Source organism: Nocardioides potassii (assembly GCF_021648885.1).
Taxonomy (GTDB): domain Bacteria; phylum Actinomycetota; class Actinomycetes; order Propionibacteriales; family Nocardioidaceae; genus Nocardioides; species Nocardioides potassii.
In genome coordinates, this window is sequence record NZ_JAKJHZ010000003.1 from 244,637 (window position 1) to 258,822 (window position 14,186).

Sequence of the window (14,186 nt, forward strand, 5' to 3'; positions counted from 1 at the left end):
TGAAAACGCCACGGAATGTCGCGGGAGTCTTTAAGTTGAGTCTGCTCCGGCCGACCGGGGCGTTTCATCGTCGACGTCGCTCAGACAACGTGAGGCACACATGACTCAGGACGCAGCCCAGCCCCGACAGGGCACGAGCTCGGTCGCTGGCTGGCCGATCGGCCGCAAGGTGGCCATGGCGCTCGCGATCCCGCTGCTGCTCGCCGCGATCCTCGGCGGCCTGCGCGTCTCCAGCGACCTCGGTGACTCCCGCCAGGCGGCGACGAGCGCCAAGCAGGTCACCATCATCCAGCCCGCGATCGACTACCTGACCTCCGCCGAGTCCGCGATGGTGGCCGCACAGACGGACAGCGCCGCCAGCCAGGGCGACCTGATCGACTCCATCGACGACATCGTCACCAACGGCGAGGCGCTGGCCCAGGCCAAGGACTCCGCCGACCTCAACGACCTCCAGGCCGAGCACGTCGACGCGCTGCTCGACCTCAGCCAGGCCATGCGCGGCACCGGCGCCGAGACCCTCGGCCCCGCCACCTGGGTGGCGCTGGTCCGCCAGCTCGAGTCGAGCGTCTCCCAGCTCATCACCAGCGTGAACGCCGCACAGGAGACGCCCGAGCCCCGGCTCGAGCAGCTCTCGCAGGTGATGAGCGGCCGCCTGTCCCTCGCGCTGCAGCAGGGCCTGCTCGCCACCACGCTCAAGCAGTCGACCTCGCAGGAGCTCTTCTCCGAGATCGGCGTCGAGGCGGCGGCCATCGACCGTCTCGCCGGTGCCGTCGCCGGCGCCGAGGACCAGACCGCCCTCCTGCGTCTGCAGAACACCAAGCACGCCGGCCAGGTCCGCGACAACTCGGCCACGAACCTCGACGGCCGCGACGCCTACACGCCGTACGACGAGATCACGCAGACCCTCACCAAGGGCGTGACCGCGTCCCTCGACGAGGCCGCGTCCGACGCGCAGCGCAACGCCATCCTCGGCGCCGCACTGACGCTCCTCGCCCTCGCCGTGGCCATCGCCATCGCGTTCTACATCGCCCGCAGCCTCCTCGGCCCGATCAACAAGGTGCGCGAGGGCGCCCTCGCGGTGGCTCGCCACCGCCTGCCCGACGCCGTCGCGCGGATCCGCGCCGGCCAGGAGCCGGAGCCGATCACCACGATCGACGTCGACACCAACGAGGAGATCGGCCAGGTCGCCCGCGCGGTCGACGACCTCCACCGCCAGGCCATCCACCTCGCCTCCGGCGAGGCCCAGCTCCGCCAGACGGTCAACGCGATGTTCGTGACCCTGTCGCGGCGCTCCACCTCGCTGGTCAACCAGCAGCTGGCCCAGATCGAGCGCCTCGAGCACGACGAGGAGGACCCCAAGCGCCTCGAGTCGCTGTTCCGCCTCGACCACCTCGCCTCGCGCATGCGTCGCACGGCCGACTCGCTGCTGATCCTCGCCGACGCCCCGAACCGCGCCGCCGGCCAGTTCAGCCTCACGGTCGGCGAGGCCCTCCAGGCCGCGACCTCCGCGGTGCAGGACTACCAGCGCGTGCAGATCCTCTCGCACCTCAACACCCGCGTGGGTGACGAGGCCGCGGCCGACGTCGTCCACCTGCTCACCGAGCTCGTCGACAACGCGCTCACCTACTCGCCTCCCGGTGAGCCGGTGCGACTGGCCGCCAAGCAGGGCGACGAGGGCGTCACGATCACCATCACCGACTCCGGCCTCGGCGTCCCGCCGGCCGAGCTCGAGACCCTCAACCGCGACCTCGCCCACGGTGCCGAGGCGACGCCCGACACCGCCCGTCGGATGGGCCTGTTCGTGGTCTCGCGCCTGGCCGAGCGTCACGACATCGACGCCTCGCTGGCCCGCAACCCGGGCGGCGGCATGACGGCGACGGTGGTCCTCCCGGCCTCGATTCTGCCCGACCTGCCGCAGGTCGCGGCGCCGGTCGCCGGTGCCGCCGCGCGCAGCGAGGAGGCCGTCTCGACGACCATCGTCGAGACCGTCGAGGTCGCGCCGCAGGAGTCGCGCCGTGAGGCCCGCAACCGTGCCCGCGTCGAGAAGGCCGAGGCCCGGAAGGCCGCGAAGGCTGCGAAGGTGGACGACGCTCCCGTGGAGCCCGCCGCCGTCGCCGCACCGGTCGAGGAGCCTGCCGCGGTGGACGCTGCTCCCGTGACGCCGGAGAAGCCGGTCGCCACGCAGGCGGTCGACGCCCCGCCGGCTGACACCGCGCGCCCGTCGCTCGACAGCCTGCTGCCGCGTCGCGAGCCCGGCGCCAACATGCCCCGCACGGGTGCCGACGCCTTCCTGCCGCCGGAGACCTCGACCGCCACCGGCCCGCTCTTCGGCAAGCGTGACGAGCCGAAGAACGCCGAGTCCGACGGCGGCTCGGAGGACGCTGCCGCGAGCCGCGTGCAGAAGGTCGCGTCCGTCGTCCCGATCACCGCCCTGGCCTCCCGCCAGCGTGCGCAGGCCGAGCAGGCCCGCGCCGAGGAGCAGGTGGCCGAGCCCGGCGCCGAGGACGCCGTCGAGGAGGCCGCGGACGAGACGTACGTCGACGACACACGGGTCGACGACACGGTGGTCGACGCCTCCGTGGCCGACGAGGTGGCCGACGAGGTGGCCGACGAGGTGGTCGTCGAGGAGCCCGTCGAGGAGCCCGTCGCGGAGACGGTCGTCGAGGCCGCACCGGTCGCCGAGCCCGTACGGGTCCACGACCCGCTGTCGGACCCGCTCCCCGCGGACGCCTTCGACGACGCAGACCCGCAGACCGAGGACCACGTCGACGAGCAGGTCGACGAGCAGGTCGACGAGCAGGTCGACGAGCCGGTCGCCGCGTCCGAGCCCGAGCCCGCCGCTCAGCTCGAGGAGCCCGTGCCCGCGGACGAGCCCGTCGCGCTCGCGGAGCACGACGACGTACGCGTCGACGCCGACGACCCGCTGGGCCTCGGCACGCACCGCCCGGAGGACGACCGGCCCGACCACCGGGTCGCCCAGGTCGCCCACGTCGAGGAGCCCGTCACCGAGACGGTCGTCGAGGAGCCGGTGGCCCCGCCTGTCGTCGAGGAGCCTGTCGTCGAGGAGCCTGTCGAGGAGCCGGCTGCCGAGCAGCTCGTCGAGCCGGTCGCCCTGGCGGACCACACGCTCACGGGCAGCGGCCTGAACGGGAGCGGTCTCAACGGTCACTCGTCCAACGGTCACGAGCCGGCCCGCGCCGGTGGCGACTCGCCGATCTTCAAGTCGATGCGCTCGGGCTTCCTCACCGGGAACGCCGAGGAGATCCACGAGACCGAGGTCGACCGGGGCTGGGAGATCGCGGCGCAGGCCGTGGTCGACACCCCGCCGCTGGCCGAGCCCGCGGTCGCGGCGTCGACGGTGACCGGACTGCCGCGTCGTGCCCCGGGCGAGCGTCTCGTCCCCGGTAGCGTGTCCGCGCCCACGGCGGGCCGCACGCGTGACCCCGAAGCCATCCGCCGCCGTCTCCAGGCCCACACCGCGGGTGTCTCCCGCGGTCGCAAGGCAGCCCAAAGTTCCACTCAGCACACGGAAGCAGGCCCCGCATGACGCACGAATCCGCCGCACAGATCAGCACCGGCGACGACCGCGACCTCGACTGGGTGATGTCGCGATTCGTCGACGACGTACCCGACGCAGCGCACGCCATCCTGGTCTCCGCCGACGGCCTCCTGATGGCCTCGAGCACCAGCATCCCTGGTGAGCGGGCCGAGCAGGTCGCCGCCGTCTCCTCCGGCCTGGCGAGCCTCGCCGTCGGAGCCGCCCGCCTCTTCGAGGGCGGCGCGGTGATGCAGACCATCGTCGAGATGGAGATGGGCTTCCTCATGCTCATGAGCGTCGGTGACGGCTCGAACCTCACCGTCCTCACGACCGAGGAGGCCGACATCGGCCAGGTCGGCTACGAGATGGCCCTCCTGGTGGACCGCGTGGGACGTACCGTCGAGGCCCAGGCCCGCGTCGGTACGGGCGGCTGAGCCGGACCAGTGACATGACGCCGCCGCACGAGCCTGAGGACGAGGTCTACCGACCCCGCCTCATCCGCTCCTACACCATCACCGCAGGTCGCACGGCCACCAAGGTCGAGCTGGCCATGGAGGCGACCCTTCGTCTCCAGCCGGGTGTCGAGGCGCCGGTGCTCAGCTATCCCGCCGCGCAGGTCCTCGAGGTCTGCGACCGCCGTTCCGTCGCCGAGGTGTCGGCACTGACCAAGATGCCGATCGGCGTCACCCGGGTGCTGCTGGGCGACCTGATCGAGCAGGGCCTGGTCCGCATCCAGGCCACCATCACCGACAACACGTCGACAGATGAGCGTCTCGAGCTCATCGAAAGGACCCTCCGTGGACTTCGAAACTACTAAGGCACAGCGCGCGGCTGCGTCGACGAAGATCGTCATCGCCGGCGGCTTCGGCGTCGGCAAGTCGACGCTGGTCGGCGCCGTCTCGGAGATCGACCCGCTGCGCACCGAGGCGCTCGTCACCAACGAGTCCGAGGGCGTCGACGATCTCGCCGCCGTCCCCACCAAGGCCACCACGACGGTCGCCATGGACTTCGGCCGCCTGACGCTGGCGGAGGACCTGGTCCTCTACCTCTTCGGCACGCCGGGCCAGCGCCGCTTCTGGTTCATGTGGGACGACCTGTGCCGCGGCGCCATCGGCGCCATCGTGCTGGTCGACGTGGCCCGCCTCGACGAGTCGTTCTCGCCGCTCGACTACTTCGAGTCCAAGGGCATCCCGTTCATCGTCGCGGTCAACGAGTTCGACGGCGTGCCGCGCTACCCCGCCGAGGAGATCGCCGCCGCGCTGGCCCTGCCGGCCGAGGTGCCGATCATCAGCCTCGACGCCCGCGACCGCGAGCAGGCCAAGGGTGCGCTCGTGAAGATCACCGAATACGCCCTGATGCGGCTGCGCGAGCAGCTCACCGTGAATGCGAACTGAGACAGCCATGCGATCCCACCGTCCCCGCACCGTCCGCGCTGCCGCTGCAGCGCTGTCCTCCGCCGGACTGATGCTCGCCCTCAGTGCCTGCGGTGGCGCCGCCAGCGGCCAGTCCGCCGCGAGCCTCTCGGAGGTCTCGCTGGTCTTCAAGGGCGCGCTCACCGTCTGCACCGACAGCCCTTACGCCCCGTTCGTCTACGAGGAGAAGGGCAAGCTGGTCGGCTTCGACATCGACCTGGCCAGGAAGGTCGCCGACAAGCTCAAGGTCGACCTCGACGTGGTCGACGTGCCGTTCGACGACATCACCTCCGGTACGTCGCTCAACACCGACGCCTGCGACGTCGCGGTCTCGGCGATGACCATCACCGGAGAGCGCGCCCGCGTGCTCGACTTCTCCAGCCCCTACTTCGACGCCAAGCAGGCGCTCATCACGCCGCGCGGCTCCGGGCTCGACGAGCTCGCCGAGCTCGGTGGCGCGCGCGTCGGCGTGCAGAAGGACACCACGGGCGAGACGTTCATGAGCGACTTCGCGCCGGCGACCGCCCAGGTGACGGCGTACGACGACGCCGCCGGCCTGCAGGCCGCGCTCGACTCGGGTGAGATCGACGCCGCGATGCTCGACAACACCGTCTCCGGCGAGTTCGTCTCCTCCAACCCCAAGCTCAAGCTGGCCCGGGAGTTCGACACCGGTGAGCAGTACGGCATGGCGGTCAAGAAGGACGGCAACGTCCCGCTGCTGCGCAAGATCAACAGCATCCTCGCCGGCCTCCGCGAGGACGGCACCTACGACAAGATCTACGACAAGTACTTCGGCTGACCCATCGGCCCCGCACGACCCGGCAGGCACCCCTGCCGGGTCGTGCTGCGTCCGGGGGCGGCTACGGCGCGATCGTCAGGAAGAGGAACGACGCCAGCAGGACCAGGTGCACACCGCCCTGGAGCGGCTTGGCCCGTCCCGGGACGACGGTGAGGATCGCGACGGCCGCGGTCAGCAGCAGCAGCACGGACTGGAGCTGGTTGAGGCCGAGCTCGAGCGGGCCGTCGAGCCAGATGCTCGCGATCGCGATGGCCGGGATGGTGAGGCCGATGGAGGCCATCGCCGAGCCGAGGGCGAGGTTGAGGCTCACCTGCACGCGGTTGCGCGCGGCGGCCCGGACGGCCGCGATCGTCTCGGGCGCGAGCACGAGGAGCGCGATCACCACGCCGACCACGGCCTGCGGGAAGCCGAGCGCGGCGACCCCGGACTCGATCGCGGGCGACTCGATCTTGGCCAGCCCGACGACGGCCACCAGCGAGACGACGAGCAGGCCGAGGCTGGCCAGCGCGGCGCGGCCGGTCGGCGGGTCGGCGTGGCCGTCCTCGTCGAGGTCGACCGGCTCGTGCTCGTAGGAGTCGCCCGTCCCGCCCACCAGCGGGGAGTGCTGCGCACCGGTGACCGGGAGGAAGAAGTCGCGGTGCCGGATGGTCTGCGTGAAGACGAACATGCCGTAGAGCGCGAGGGACGCGATGGCGGCGAACGCCAGCTGGGCGCCGGTGAACTCCGGACCCGGCTCGGAGGTCGTGACGGACGGGATCACCAGGCACAGCACCGCGAGCGAGATGACGGTCGCCAGCGCGGCCCCGGTGCCCTCGGGGTTGAAGACCGCGAGGTGGTGCTTGAGCGCGCCGACCAGCAACGAGATGCCGACGATGCCGTTGACGGTGATCATCACCGCGGCGAAGACGGTGTCGCGGGCCAGCCCGGAGGCGTCCTTGTCCGCGGTCACCATCAGCGTGACGATCAGGCCGACCTCGATGATCGTGACGGCGACCGCGAGCACCAGGGAGCCGTACGGCTCACCGACCCGGTGCGCGACCACCTCGGCGTGGTGCACCGCGGCGAGGACCGCGGCGACGAGCAGCACGGCCAGCGCGCCCAGCACGAGCGCGCCCTCGGGGTGGGCGAACCACGCGGGCACGAGCGCCACGACGGCCAGCAGGGGGGCGACGGTCGTCCACGATGGCCTGTTCACACGGCCAACCCTATTGACCCTCCCTGAGACTGCCTCTCAGTTCTCGGGCGTGGTCAGCTTCTCCAGCCGCGCCCGCAGGAGTGGGACACGGTGGCTGTTGCCCTCGAGAGTGACGTACTGCTCGCCGAAGATCGCGAGGAGCGCGTCGTCGAGGCGTCGTACGGCGCCCGCGGGGTAGCGGTAGCCCATGCGGCGGATCACCGCGTCGGCGTCGACCGAGGTGAGCAGGCCGGCGAGGTCGTCGATCGTGTCGATGCCGAGCTCGGTGAGCAGGCCCGCGATCCAGTCGTAGTGGTCGGTGTGCGACCACCCGGCGTCGCTGTAGTGGCCGGCGAGGAACGTCGCGAGGTCCTGCCCGGCGATGTGGCCGTCCTCCGCGTCCGTCGCGCTGCCGGGCGCAGCCGCCTGGATCCGCTCGCGGATCGTGGCGAACTCGCGGTCGGCGAGCTCGATCAGGCCCGCGGCCAGGGTGAAGCGACGGTCGAGGTCCGCGGCCGCGTCCTCGGGCACGTTGCCCTTGTAGCGGATGTCGTGCTCGAACTCCGCCCACGCGTGCTGGAGGACGGTCCGCACCTGCACGCTCGCGCGGTGCCCCTCGAGCGTCGGCAGCCCTGCCCCGGGCCGGGTCTCGACGAGGAGGTGCCGGCTGGCATAGCCGAACCGGCCCGACCGCGCGGTCTCCTCGCCCAGGTCGCGGTCGTCGAGCAGCGTGAGCTCGTCGTCGAGGACCTCCGCCACCGCGGCGACGTCGCTGTGCACGTAGGTGATGACGCGGACGCCGACCTGGTCGGTGATCTGCGTGAGCGGGTCGGGGTAGAGCGGGCGCCCGTCCTCGGTGCGGTTCGCCTTGGCGGCGAAGGAGGCGACGCTCTTCGTCCGGCCGGTGACGCTGAGGTAGTCGATCCCCGCGTCGTCGAGCAGCACCTGGATGAGCGCGACGTAGGCCTGGGTCGCGGCGACCAGCTGGGGCTGCAGCGCGGCGTAGGCGCGTACGGCCTCGCGCACCGGCTCGGTGTCGGCCCGCTCCCCAGCACTGCCCTCGCTCATGGCCGCAGCCTGCCAGAGCCGACCGACCGCCACGACCCCGAACCGCACCTGACGGGGGAGCGGGCCGGGCGTCGCTATCGTCGGAGGACCATGAGCACCATGAGCACTCGGACCCGCACGACGCGCACCCGTTCGCGAGCCGCCGCCTCCGCGGCGCTGGCCGCCGCCCTCTGCCTCGGCCTCGCCGCCTGCAGCGGCGACGACGCCGGCGACGGGGGTGACACCGCGACCGACCCGGACGCGACGAGCGGCACGCCGACGCCGACCGAGGACTCCTCGACCCCCAGCGAGACGACGCCCGAACCCGATCCGGGTACCGCCGAGACGGTGCAGGTGATCGGCTCCGCCGGGGTCACCGAGGCGACGATGGTGCACGCGACCGAGGTCGGTGGTTCGGCCTCGACCCTGGCCTTCGCCCTCGACACCGACCAGGCGGTCTCGGACTTCACCGGGCAGTTCGACCCGTCGTTCGCAGGCGCGCTCGGCGCGGCCATCGGGGCCGAGTCCGCGCTCGCGCCCGCCTCGACGCCGTACGGCGCCACGGTGGCGGTGGGCTGCGACGCACCGAGGTCGGTGGCGATCGACGCCGGCGAGGCCGGCTTCGAGGTCGTGCCCAAGCTGCCCAAGGCCACCGTGCAGTGCTTGGCGCCGATGACCTACGTCGTCGTCTTCACCGTCCCAGACGCCTGAGGACCGGGTCGGCGCCGTCCACCGTCAGGGCGCGGGCGACGGCGTCGTCGGCGTGACGGTCGGCGTCGGGGTGGGCGTGGGCACCGGGGTCAGGTTGATGACGGGCGGGAGCTCACCGGCGTACATCAGGCCGAAGGCGTTGGCGACCTTGCGCTCGCCGCCGTCGGACGGCTCGTTGACGATGCCCATCGCGCCGCTGCCGGTGCGGGTGTACATCGCCGACGACCCGCCGCCGTCGAGGTTGATGGCGTTCTCGACGCCGAGCGCGGTCATGAAGTCGGCGAGCTCGACCATCGTGTAGCCGCGGCTGGTGGTGGAGCGGCCGTCGACGACGAGGATGTAGAGCTTGCGACCGTCGGCGTCGATCCCGACAGCAGTGCGCGGGTGGGCGATCGTGTTGTTGATGACGGTGCGCACGCCGTTGACCAGGAGGGGCCGGTCGCCGCTGATCGCGGCGGTCGGGCGCCCGCCCTCGATCCTCTTGGCGAGGGTGACCTTCTGGCCCTTCCTCAGCGACTTCAGCTGGGCCGCGGCCGACCCGGCGCCGATGATCACGCGGTCCTTGGAGCGGATCTTGAGGCCGTTGGAGAGCGTCGGCTTGTTGGAGACGACGCGGTTCTTGCGGAGGACCACCTCACGGGCGCGCTTCTTGCCGTCGGTGACCAGGTAGCCCTTGGTGCGGTTGAACTCGTGGGTGAAGATGCCGATGCGGCCCTTGGGCACGATCGGGTGGTTGAAGCCGTTGACGATCAGGCCGGGCCGCTGGCGCAGGCGGTACTGGACGCTGATCGGGTTGATGTGCGGGCCCGAGCCGTCGAACCACAGCGTGGAGTTCACGCCGGGGATCCAGCCGTCGCGCGACCCGGTGAGGATGCCCTCCGCCGGGTCGACGGTGACGCCGAGCGGGCCGTCCGTGCGGCCGATGTCGAAGAAGTCGCCATTGACCGCGGTCAGGGCGTTGTTCCACCGGCCGAGCTGGCTGACCGTGCGACGGGTGGTGACGAAGCTGCCCGTGAGCGGGCCGAAGCTGAGGTTGGGCGCGTCGAGGTTCACCGTCACCAGGTTGATCTTCACCTGGCCGACCGGCTGGCGGCCGTCGATCTGGTCCCACTCGCGCAGCGTCACGCCGGGCGCGATCTCGTACGCCGTCTCGTTGGCGACGACCGCGGCCTTCCCGCGCCTGTTGACCGGCGGGCCGACCACGATCCCGGGCTTGCCGTCGGACGTCTGGTTGCGCCCGCGGTAGCCGCTCGTGCCACCCGCGGCGGGGAATCCCTCCCGGGCCGAGACGCCGTCGCGGTCGGCAGCGACCGAGGGGCCGACGCCCGACCCGATCGCGAGGCCCGCGACGAGCACACCGGCCGTCGCGAAGGTCAGGGCAGGGCGGCGGGGAAGGAGAGACACGCGCTCCAGAGTAAAGGACGAGGTGGGACTGGTGGGAAAATTGGGAACAGCGCCTCCGCTGCCCCCGCGGTGGACCGCCACCCCACCGTAGGCTGCCGCCGTGCCCGCCGAGCCCTGGAACACCTTCCACGCCGGCGACAACCTCGACGTCCTGCCTCGGCTCGCGCCCGGCTCGGTCGACCTCGTCTACACCGATCCGCCCTACAACACCGGCAACGACTTCGTCTACGCCGATCGCTTCCGCGACCACGCCGCGTGGACGGCGATGATGCGACCACGGCTGGTCGCCATGCGCGAGGTGCTCGCGCCGCACGGCGCCGTCTTCGTCAGCATCGACGACAACGAGGTCGCCCACCTGCGCCTGCTCATGGACGAGGTCTTCGGCGAGACCAACTTCCTCGCGCAGATCGTGGTCAACCTCAACCCCAAGGGTCGCCAGCTCGGTCGTGGGTTCGCGACGAGCCACGAGTACGTCCTCGCGTACGCCCGGCACCTTCCCTCCTGCGTGGTCGAGGGCAGCTCGACCGAGGCCGTCGACGAGGCGGACTTCCCGCTGACCTCGGCGGACGGTCGGCGCTTCCGCTACCTGCCGCTGCGCAACACCAACAAGAAGTTCAACCCGGTGACCGCGCCGACCCTCCACTTCGAGCTGTACGGCGACCCGGTGACGGGCCGCGTCGCCACGACGCCGTTCGACGGCGGCCGCCCGCTCACGCCGGTCTTCGGCGACGGCAGGCCGGCGGTGTGGCGCTGGTCGCGACCGCTGGTCGACGAGCGGCCCGACGACCTGGAGTGCCGGGTGATCCGCGGCCGGAGCGGTGAACGGGTCGACATCTTCCAGCGCGACTGGCTCGAGCGTGAGGGCGGCCGCCGCAAGAAGCTGCGGACCATCTGGCTCGCCGAGGAGATCGGCTCGACGGACACCGCCGTGGCCGAGCTCAAGGCGCTCGTCGGCCACGTCTTCGAGTCGCCCAAGCCCACCGGCCTCGTCCGACGGATCCTCTCGACCGTCCCCGACGACGCCGTCGTGCTCGACCCGTTCGCCGGCAGTGGCACGACCGGGCACGCCGTCGCCCTCGCCAATGCCGCCGACGGCGGCACCCGCCGCTGCATCAGCATCAACTCCGCCGAGCCGACCCGTGAGGGGTCCAACGCCCACCTCGCCGGCCTCGCCACCGTCGCTGACATCACCCGCGCCCGCCTCGCCGCCGTCGCCGAGCAGCTCGGCGGGGGGCTCGAGGTGGTGCTGGAGTCACCGGACATCCGGTGACCACCATGGTTGGTAGCCCAGATCTCGGCCACGAACCGTAGGACTCACCGGATATCCGGTGACTCCAGATCCGGAACGCCCCTCAGGAGACGCCGGCGGCCTTCTCGAGGGCCCTCAGCTCGTCGTCGAGGTACTGGAGCAGCACCTGGAGGTGGGGGACGGTGCGGCGGCAGCCGGTGAGGCCGAAGCACATCTTGCCGTCGTAGGACGTGCAGGTGATGTTGAGCGCCATGCCGTTGATCGGGATCGACAGGGGATAGGTGCCGGTCAGCTTCGCGCCGTTCCAGTAGTGCGTGGTGCGCGGGCCGGGGACGTTGCTGACGATGAGGTTGTACGGCGGCCGCACGACGCCCGACATCCGCAGGGCCGGACCGAGGATGGCCGGCGCCTGGCCGAGCGCGCTCATCGCGACGATCTGGGCGGGGGTCATCGACGAGAGGACCTCCTTGCCGTCCTTCATCGATCGGTGGATCGCGGCGAGCCGCTGCGCCGGGTCGGGCAGGTGCGTGCCGAGCTGCACCATCACCGAGCCGACCGCGTTGCCGCCGTCGGCGGAGGCGAGGCCGGACTGCTTGGCGTTGAGGCCGACCGGGACCATCGAGACGAGCGTGGTGTCGGGCAGCGCGTCGAGGTCGGCGAGGTAGGTGCGCATGGCGCCGCTGACCATGGCGAGCACGACGTCGTTGATCGTCGTCCCGGTCGCCCGGCCGACCCCGCGCAGCCGCTCGATCGGCCAGTCCTGCGCGGCGAAGCGCCGCGAGCCGGTGATGTTCTGGTTGAGGATCGTGCGCGGTGCGTAGAGCGAGAGCGCCGACGTCTCGTTGCGCACCGACTTGTTGAGGGTGCGGATCAGGGCTCCGGGCATCCCCGCGGCCTCGGTCGCGAGCGCGAGCGCCGTACGCACCGTGGTGGCGGAGACGTCGGCCAACGAGGCACCGCCGTCGCTCGGCGCCCGCTCCCGCGGCGCGCGCGGGCGCATCGCCCACGGGGCAGGCATGTTGCGCTCGTCGGGGTCGGTCGAGAGCACGCTGGCGAGCAGCCGCATCGCCGAGACGCCGTCGACCAGCGCGTGGTGGGTCTTGGTGTACATCGCCACGCGGCCGTCGCGGAGGCCCTCGATGACCGTCGCCTCCCACAGCGGCCGCTCCCAGGCCAGGCGCGTGCTGTGCAGGCGGGAGCAGAGCTCGAGGAGCTCGCGGATCCGGCCCGGCTTGGGCAGCGCGCTGTGGCGGACGTGGTGCTCGATGTCGAACTGCTCGTCGGGCTGCCACACCAGCTGGCCCGCTGTCTTCGCGGAGCGGTGCGGGTGCTTGAGGAAGAGCGGCGCGATCTCGTCGACGTCGCGCATCTGCTCGTACATCTCGCGCACGTAGCTGCGCCCCGCGCCCTCGGGCTTCTCGAACAGCTGCAGCCCGCCGACGTGCATCGGCATGTTGCGGTTCTCGGCGAGCAGGAACCCGGTGGCGGTCGGGTCGATCGGGTTGACCACGAAGCTCTCCTCTTCACCTGTCGTGCACCTGTCGCGAGGCGTCCGCGCATCTTCTCCCCCTGGTGACGACCGCCACAAGGGAGGGAGTCGGACGTCTCAGCCGCAGGCGGACCAGGCGAGTCAGGTGGTTCAGGCCGTCAGCGAGTGGTCGAGCTCGGCGACCAGCGCGTCGACGACGGCGACCAGGTCGCCCCCGGACTCGTGGGCCACCGCCCGCTGCCGCTGGTAGGACGCCCCGCGGGTCGGGATGTCGGCGACGGTGCGCAGCTCGGCCTCGCAGCCCAGCCGCCGCGCGACCGGCGTCAGCCGCTCGAGCAGGTCGGCGAGGTCGTCGGTGACGAGCCGCTCACGGTTGTGGTCGTCGAGGATCACGATCGCCTCGAGTCCGTAGCGCGCGGCGCGCCACTTGTTCTCCTGCACCTGCCACGGCGGCATCGTCGGCAGCGCCTCGCCGTCGGCGAGCCGGGTGTCGAGGTCGACGACGAGGCAGTGCACGAGCGCGGTGAGCGCGGCGATCTCGCCGAGGTCGGACATGCCGTCGCAGACCCGGTGCTCGAGCGTGCCGAGGTGCGGCGCCGGTCGCAGGTCCCAGCGCACGTCGGCCATCGAGTCGATGATCCCCGTGGTCGTCTGGTCGTCGATGCACTTCTCGAACTCGCCCCACGTGTCGAACGTGAACGGCAGCCCCGCCGTCGGCAGCTGCTGGAACATCAGCGCCCGGTTGGAGGCGTAGCCGGTGTCCTGGCCGGCCCAGATCGGCGAGCTGGCCGAGAGGGCGAGGAGATGGGGGTACGTCGTCAGCATCGACGCCAGGACCGGCATCACCCGGTCACGCTCGGGCATGCCGACGTGCACGTGGACGCCCCAGATCAGCATCTGGCGGCCCCACCACTGCGTGCGGTTGATGAGCTCGGCGTAGCGGTGGCCGTCGGTCAGCTGCTGGTGGGACCAGTCGGCGAAGGGGTGCGAGCCGGCGCCGAGCAGGTCGACGCCGAGCTCGCGCGCGGCCGGCGCGACGACCGCGAGGGTGTCGCGCAGGTCGGTGACCGCCTCGCCGACGGTGTGGCAGATCCCGGTGACGATCTCGACGGTGTTGCGCAGCAGCTCCTTGTGCAGCCGGGCCGGCTCGTCGAGCCGCCCACCGGCCAGCTCGTACAGCTCCGAGCCGCTGCTGACGAGGTCGCGGCTGACCCGGTCGACGAGCATCAGCTCCCACTCCACGCCGAGCGTCGGCTCGGGCGAGGCGTGGAAGTCGATGCGCATGGCCCAACTCTAGGGAGGACCGGACAGGGGTGGATCACCCCTCTGATGGGCGGACCGCACTCGGTGCGACCATGCTGCC

General features: G+C 71.7%; 12 protein-coding genes. 7 read left to right on the plus strand and 5 right to left on the minus strand.

Annotated features, from left to right (window positions below):
• The first annotated feature begins 100 nt into the window (after positions 1 to 100).
• Genes L2K70_RS02565 through L2K70_RS02585 form a run of 5 tightly spaced genes read left to right on the plus strand, consistent with a single transcriptional unit; the run spans position 101 to position 5,749 of the window.
• On the plus strand, positions 101 to 3,547 hold the full coding sequence (locus L2K70_RS02565; protein WP_236398536.1) for an ATP-binding protein: 3,447 nt from the start codon (positions 101 to 103) through the stop codon (positions 3,545 to 3,547).
• Complete coding sequence (locus tag L2K70_RS02570; protein ID WP_236398538.1) at positions 3,544 to 3,972, plus strand: roadblock/LC7 domain-containing protein; 429 nt, start codon at positions 3,544 to 3,546, stop codon at positions 3,970 to 3,972. The genes L2K70_RS02565 and L2K70_RS02570 overlap by 4 nt, the downstream gene beginning before the upstream one ends.
• Before the next feature lie 14 nt (positions 3,973 to 3,986).
• Positions 3,987 to 4,355 (plus strand): DUF742 domain-containing protein, encoded by a 369-nt coding sequence (locus L2K70_RS02575; protein ID WP_201939128.1) that lies wholly within the window; start codon positions 3,987 to 3,989, stop codon positions 4,353 to 4,355.
• On the plus strand, positions 4,336 to 4,932 hold the full coding sequence (locus tag L2K70_RS02580) for a GTP-binding protein (protein ID WP_236398541.1): 597 nt from the start codon (positions 4,336 to 4,338) through the stop codon (positions 4,930 to 4,932). The genes L2K70_RS02575 and L2K70_RS02580 overlap by 20 nt, the downstream gene beginning before the upstream one ends.
• A 7-nt stretch (positions 4,933 to 4,939) precedes the next feature.
• Entirely contained in the window at positions 4,940 to 5,749 is an 810-nt protein-coding gene (locus L2K70_RS02585; protein WP_236398543.1) for an ABC transporter substrate-binding protein, read from the plus strand.
• Positions 5,750 to 5,810: 61 nt separating this feature from the next.
• Here L2K70_RS02585 and L2K70_RS02590 read toward each other — a convergent pair whose 3' ends face one another.
• Both L2K70_RS02590 and L2K70_RS02595 read right to left on the minus strand, forming a co-directional pair.
• Positions 5,811 to 6,944, minus strand: a complete 1,134-nt coding sequence (locus tag L2K70_RS02590) for a calcium:cation antiporter (protein ID WP_236398545.1) — start codon at positions 6,942 to 6,944, stop codon at positions 5,811 to 5,813.
• A gap of 36 nt (positions 6,945 to 6,980) precedes the next feature.
• The gene (locus L2K70_RS02595; RefSeq protein WP_303645847.1) at positions 6,981 to 7,991 is read right to left on the minus strand and encodes a GTP pyrophosphokinase; all 1,011 of its coding nucleotides are present in this window, start codon (positions 7,989 to 7,991) and stop codon (positions 6,981 to 6,983) included.
• Positions 7,992 to 8,090: 99 nt separating this feature from the next.
• Here L2K70_RS02595 and L2K70_RS02600 point away from each other — a divergent pair, with 99 nt between their 5' ends.
• Positions 8,091 to 8,681 carry a hypothetical protein gene (locus L2K70_RS02600; protein ID WP_236398546.1) on the plus strand — a complete coding sequence of 197 codons (591 nt, stop codon included), beginning with the start codon at positions 8,091 to 8,093 and terminating at the stop codon, positions 8,679 to 8,681.
• Between the two features lie 24 nt (positions 8,682 to 8,705).
• Here L2K70_RS02600 and L2K70_RS02605 read toward each other — a convergent pair whose 3' ends face one another.
• The gene (locus L2K70_RS02605; protein WP_236398549.1) at positions 8,706 to 10,085 is read right to left on the minus strand and encodes a phosphodiester glycosidase family protein; all 1,380 of its coding nucleotides are present in this window, start codon (positions 10,083 to 10,085) and stop codon (positions 8,706 to 8,708) included.
• A gap of 100 nt (positions 10,086 to 10,185) precedes the next feature.
• On the opposite strand from L2K70_RS02605, the gene L2K70_RS02610 reads away from it, so the two are divergent.
• Positions 10,186 to 11,355 (plus strand): site-specific DNA-methyltransferase, encoded by a 1,170-nt coding sequence (locus L2K70_RS02610; protein WP_236398552.1) that lies wholly within the window; start codon positions 10,186 to 10,188, stop codon positions 11,353 to 11,355.
• Between the two features lie 82 nt (positions 11,356 to 11,437).
• Here the strand turns inward: L2K70_RS02610 and L2K70_RS02615 are convergent, their stop codons facing one another.
• A complete protein-coding gene (locus L2K70_RS02615) occupies positions 11,438 to 12,844 on the minus strand; it encodes a WS/DGAT/MGAT family O-acyltransferase (protein WP_236398555.1) in 1,407 nt (468 codons plus the stop codon).
• 129 nt (positions 12,845 to 12,973) lie between these two features.
• Positions 12,974 to 14,107, minus strand: a complete 1,134-nt coding sequence (locus L2K70_RS02620) for a glutamate--cysteine ligase (protein ID WP_236398560.1) — start codon at positions 14,105 to 14,107, stop codon at positions 12,974 to 12,976.
• Positions 14,108 to 14,186 lie beyond the last annotated feature (79 nt).

Excerpts from the sequence above, each read along its gene's own strand:
- L2K70_RS02570 (WP_236398538.1), top strand. The coding sequence starts at position 3,544 with ATGACGCACGAATCCGCCGCACAGATCAGCACCGGCGACGACCGCGAC.
- L2K70_RS02565 (WP_236398536.1), top strand. The coding sequence starts at position 101 with ATGACTCAGGACGCAGCCCAGCCCCGACAGGGCACGAGCTCGGTCGCT.
- L2K70_RS02600 (WP_236398546.1), top strand. The coding sequence starts at position 8,091 with ATGAGCACTCGGACCCGCACGACGCGCACCCGTTCGCGAGCCGCCGCC.
- L2K70_RS02620 (WP_236398560.1), bottom strand. The coding sequence starts at position 14,107 with ATGCGCATCGACTTCCACGCCTCGCCCGAGCCGACGCTCGGCGTGGAG.
- L2K70_RS02595 (WP_303645847.1), bottom strand. The coding sequence starts at position 7,991 with ATGAGCGAGGGCAGTGCTGGGGAGCGGGCCGACACCGAGCCGGTGCGC.
- L2K70_RS02585 (WP_236398543.1), top strand. The coding sequence starts at position 4,940 with ATGCGATCCCACCGTCCCCGCACCGTCCGCGCTGCCGCTGCAGCGCTG.
- L2K70_RS02575 (WP_201939128.1), top strand. The coding sequence starts at position 3,987 with ATGACGCCGCCGCACGAGCCTGAGGACGAGGTCTACCGACCCCGCCTC.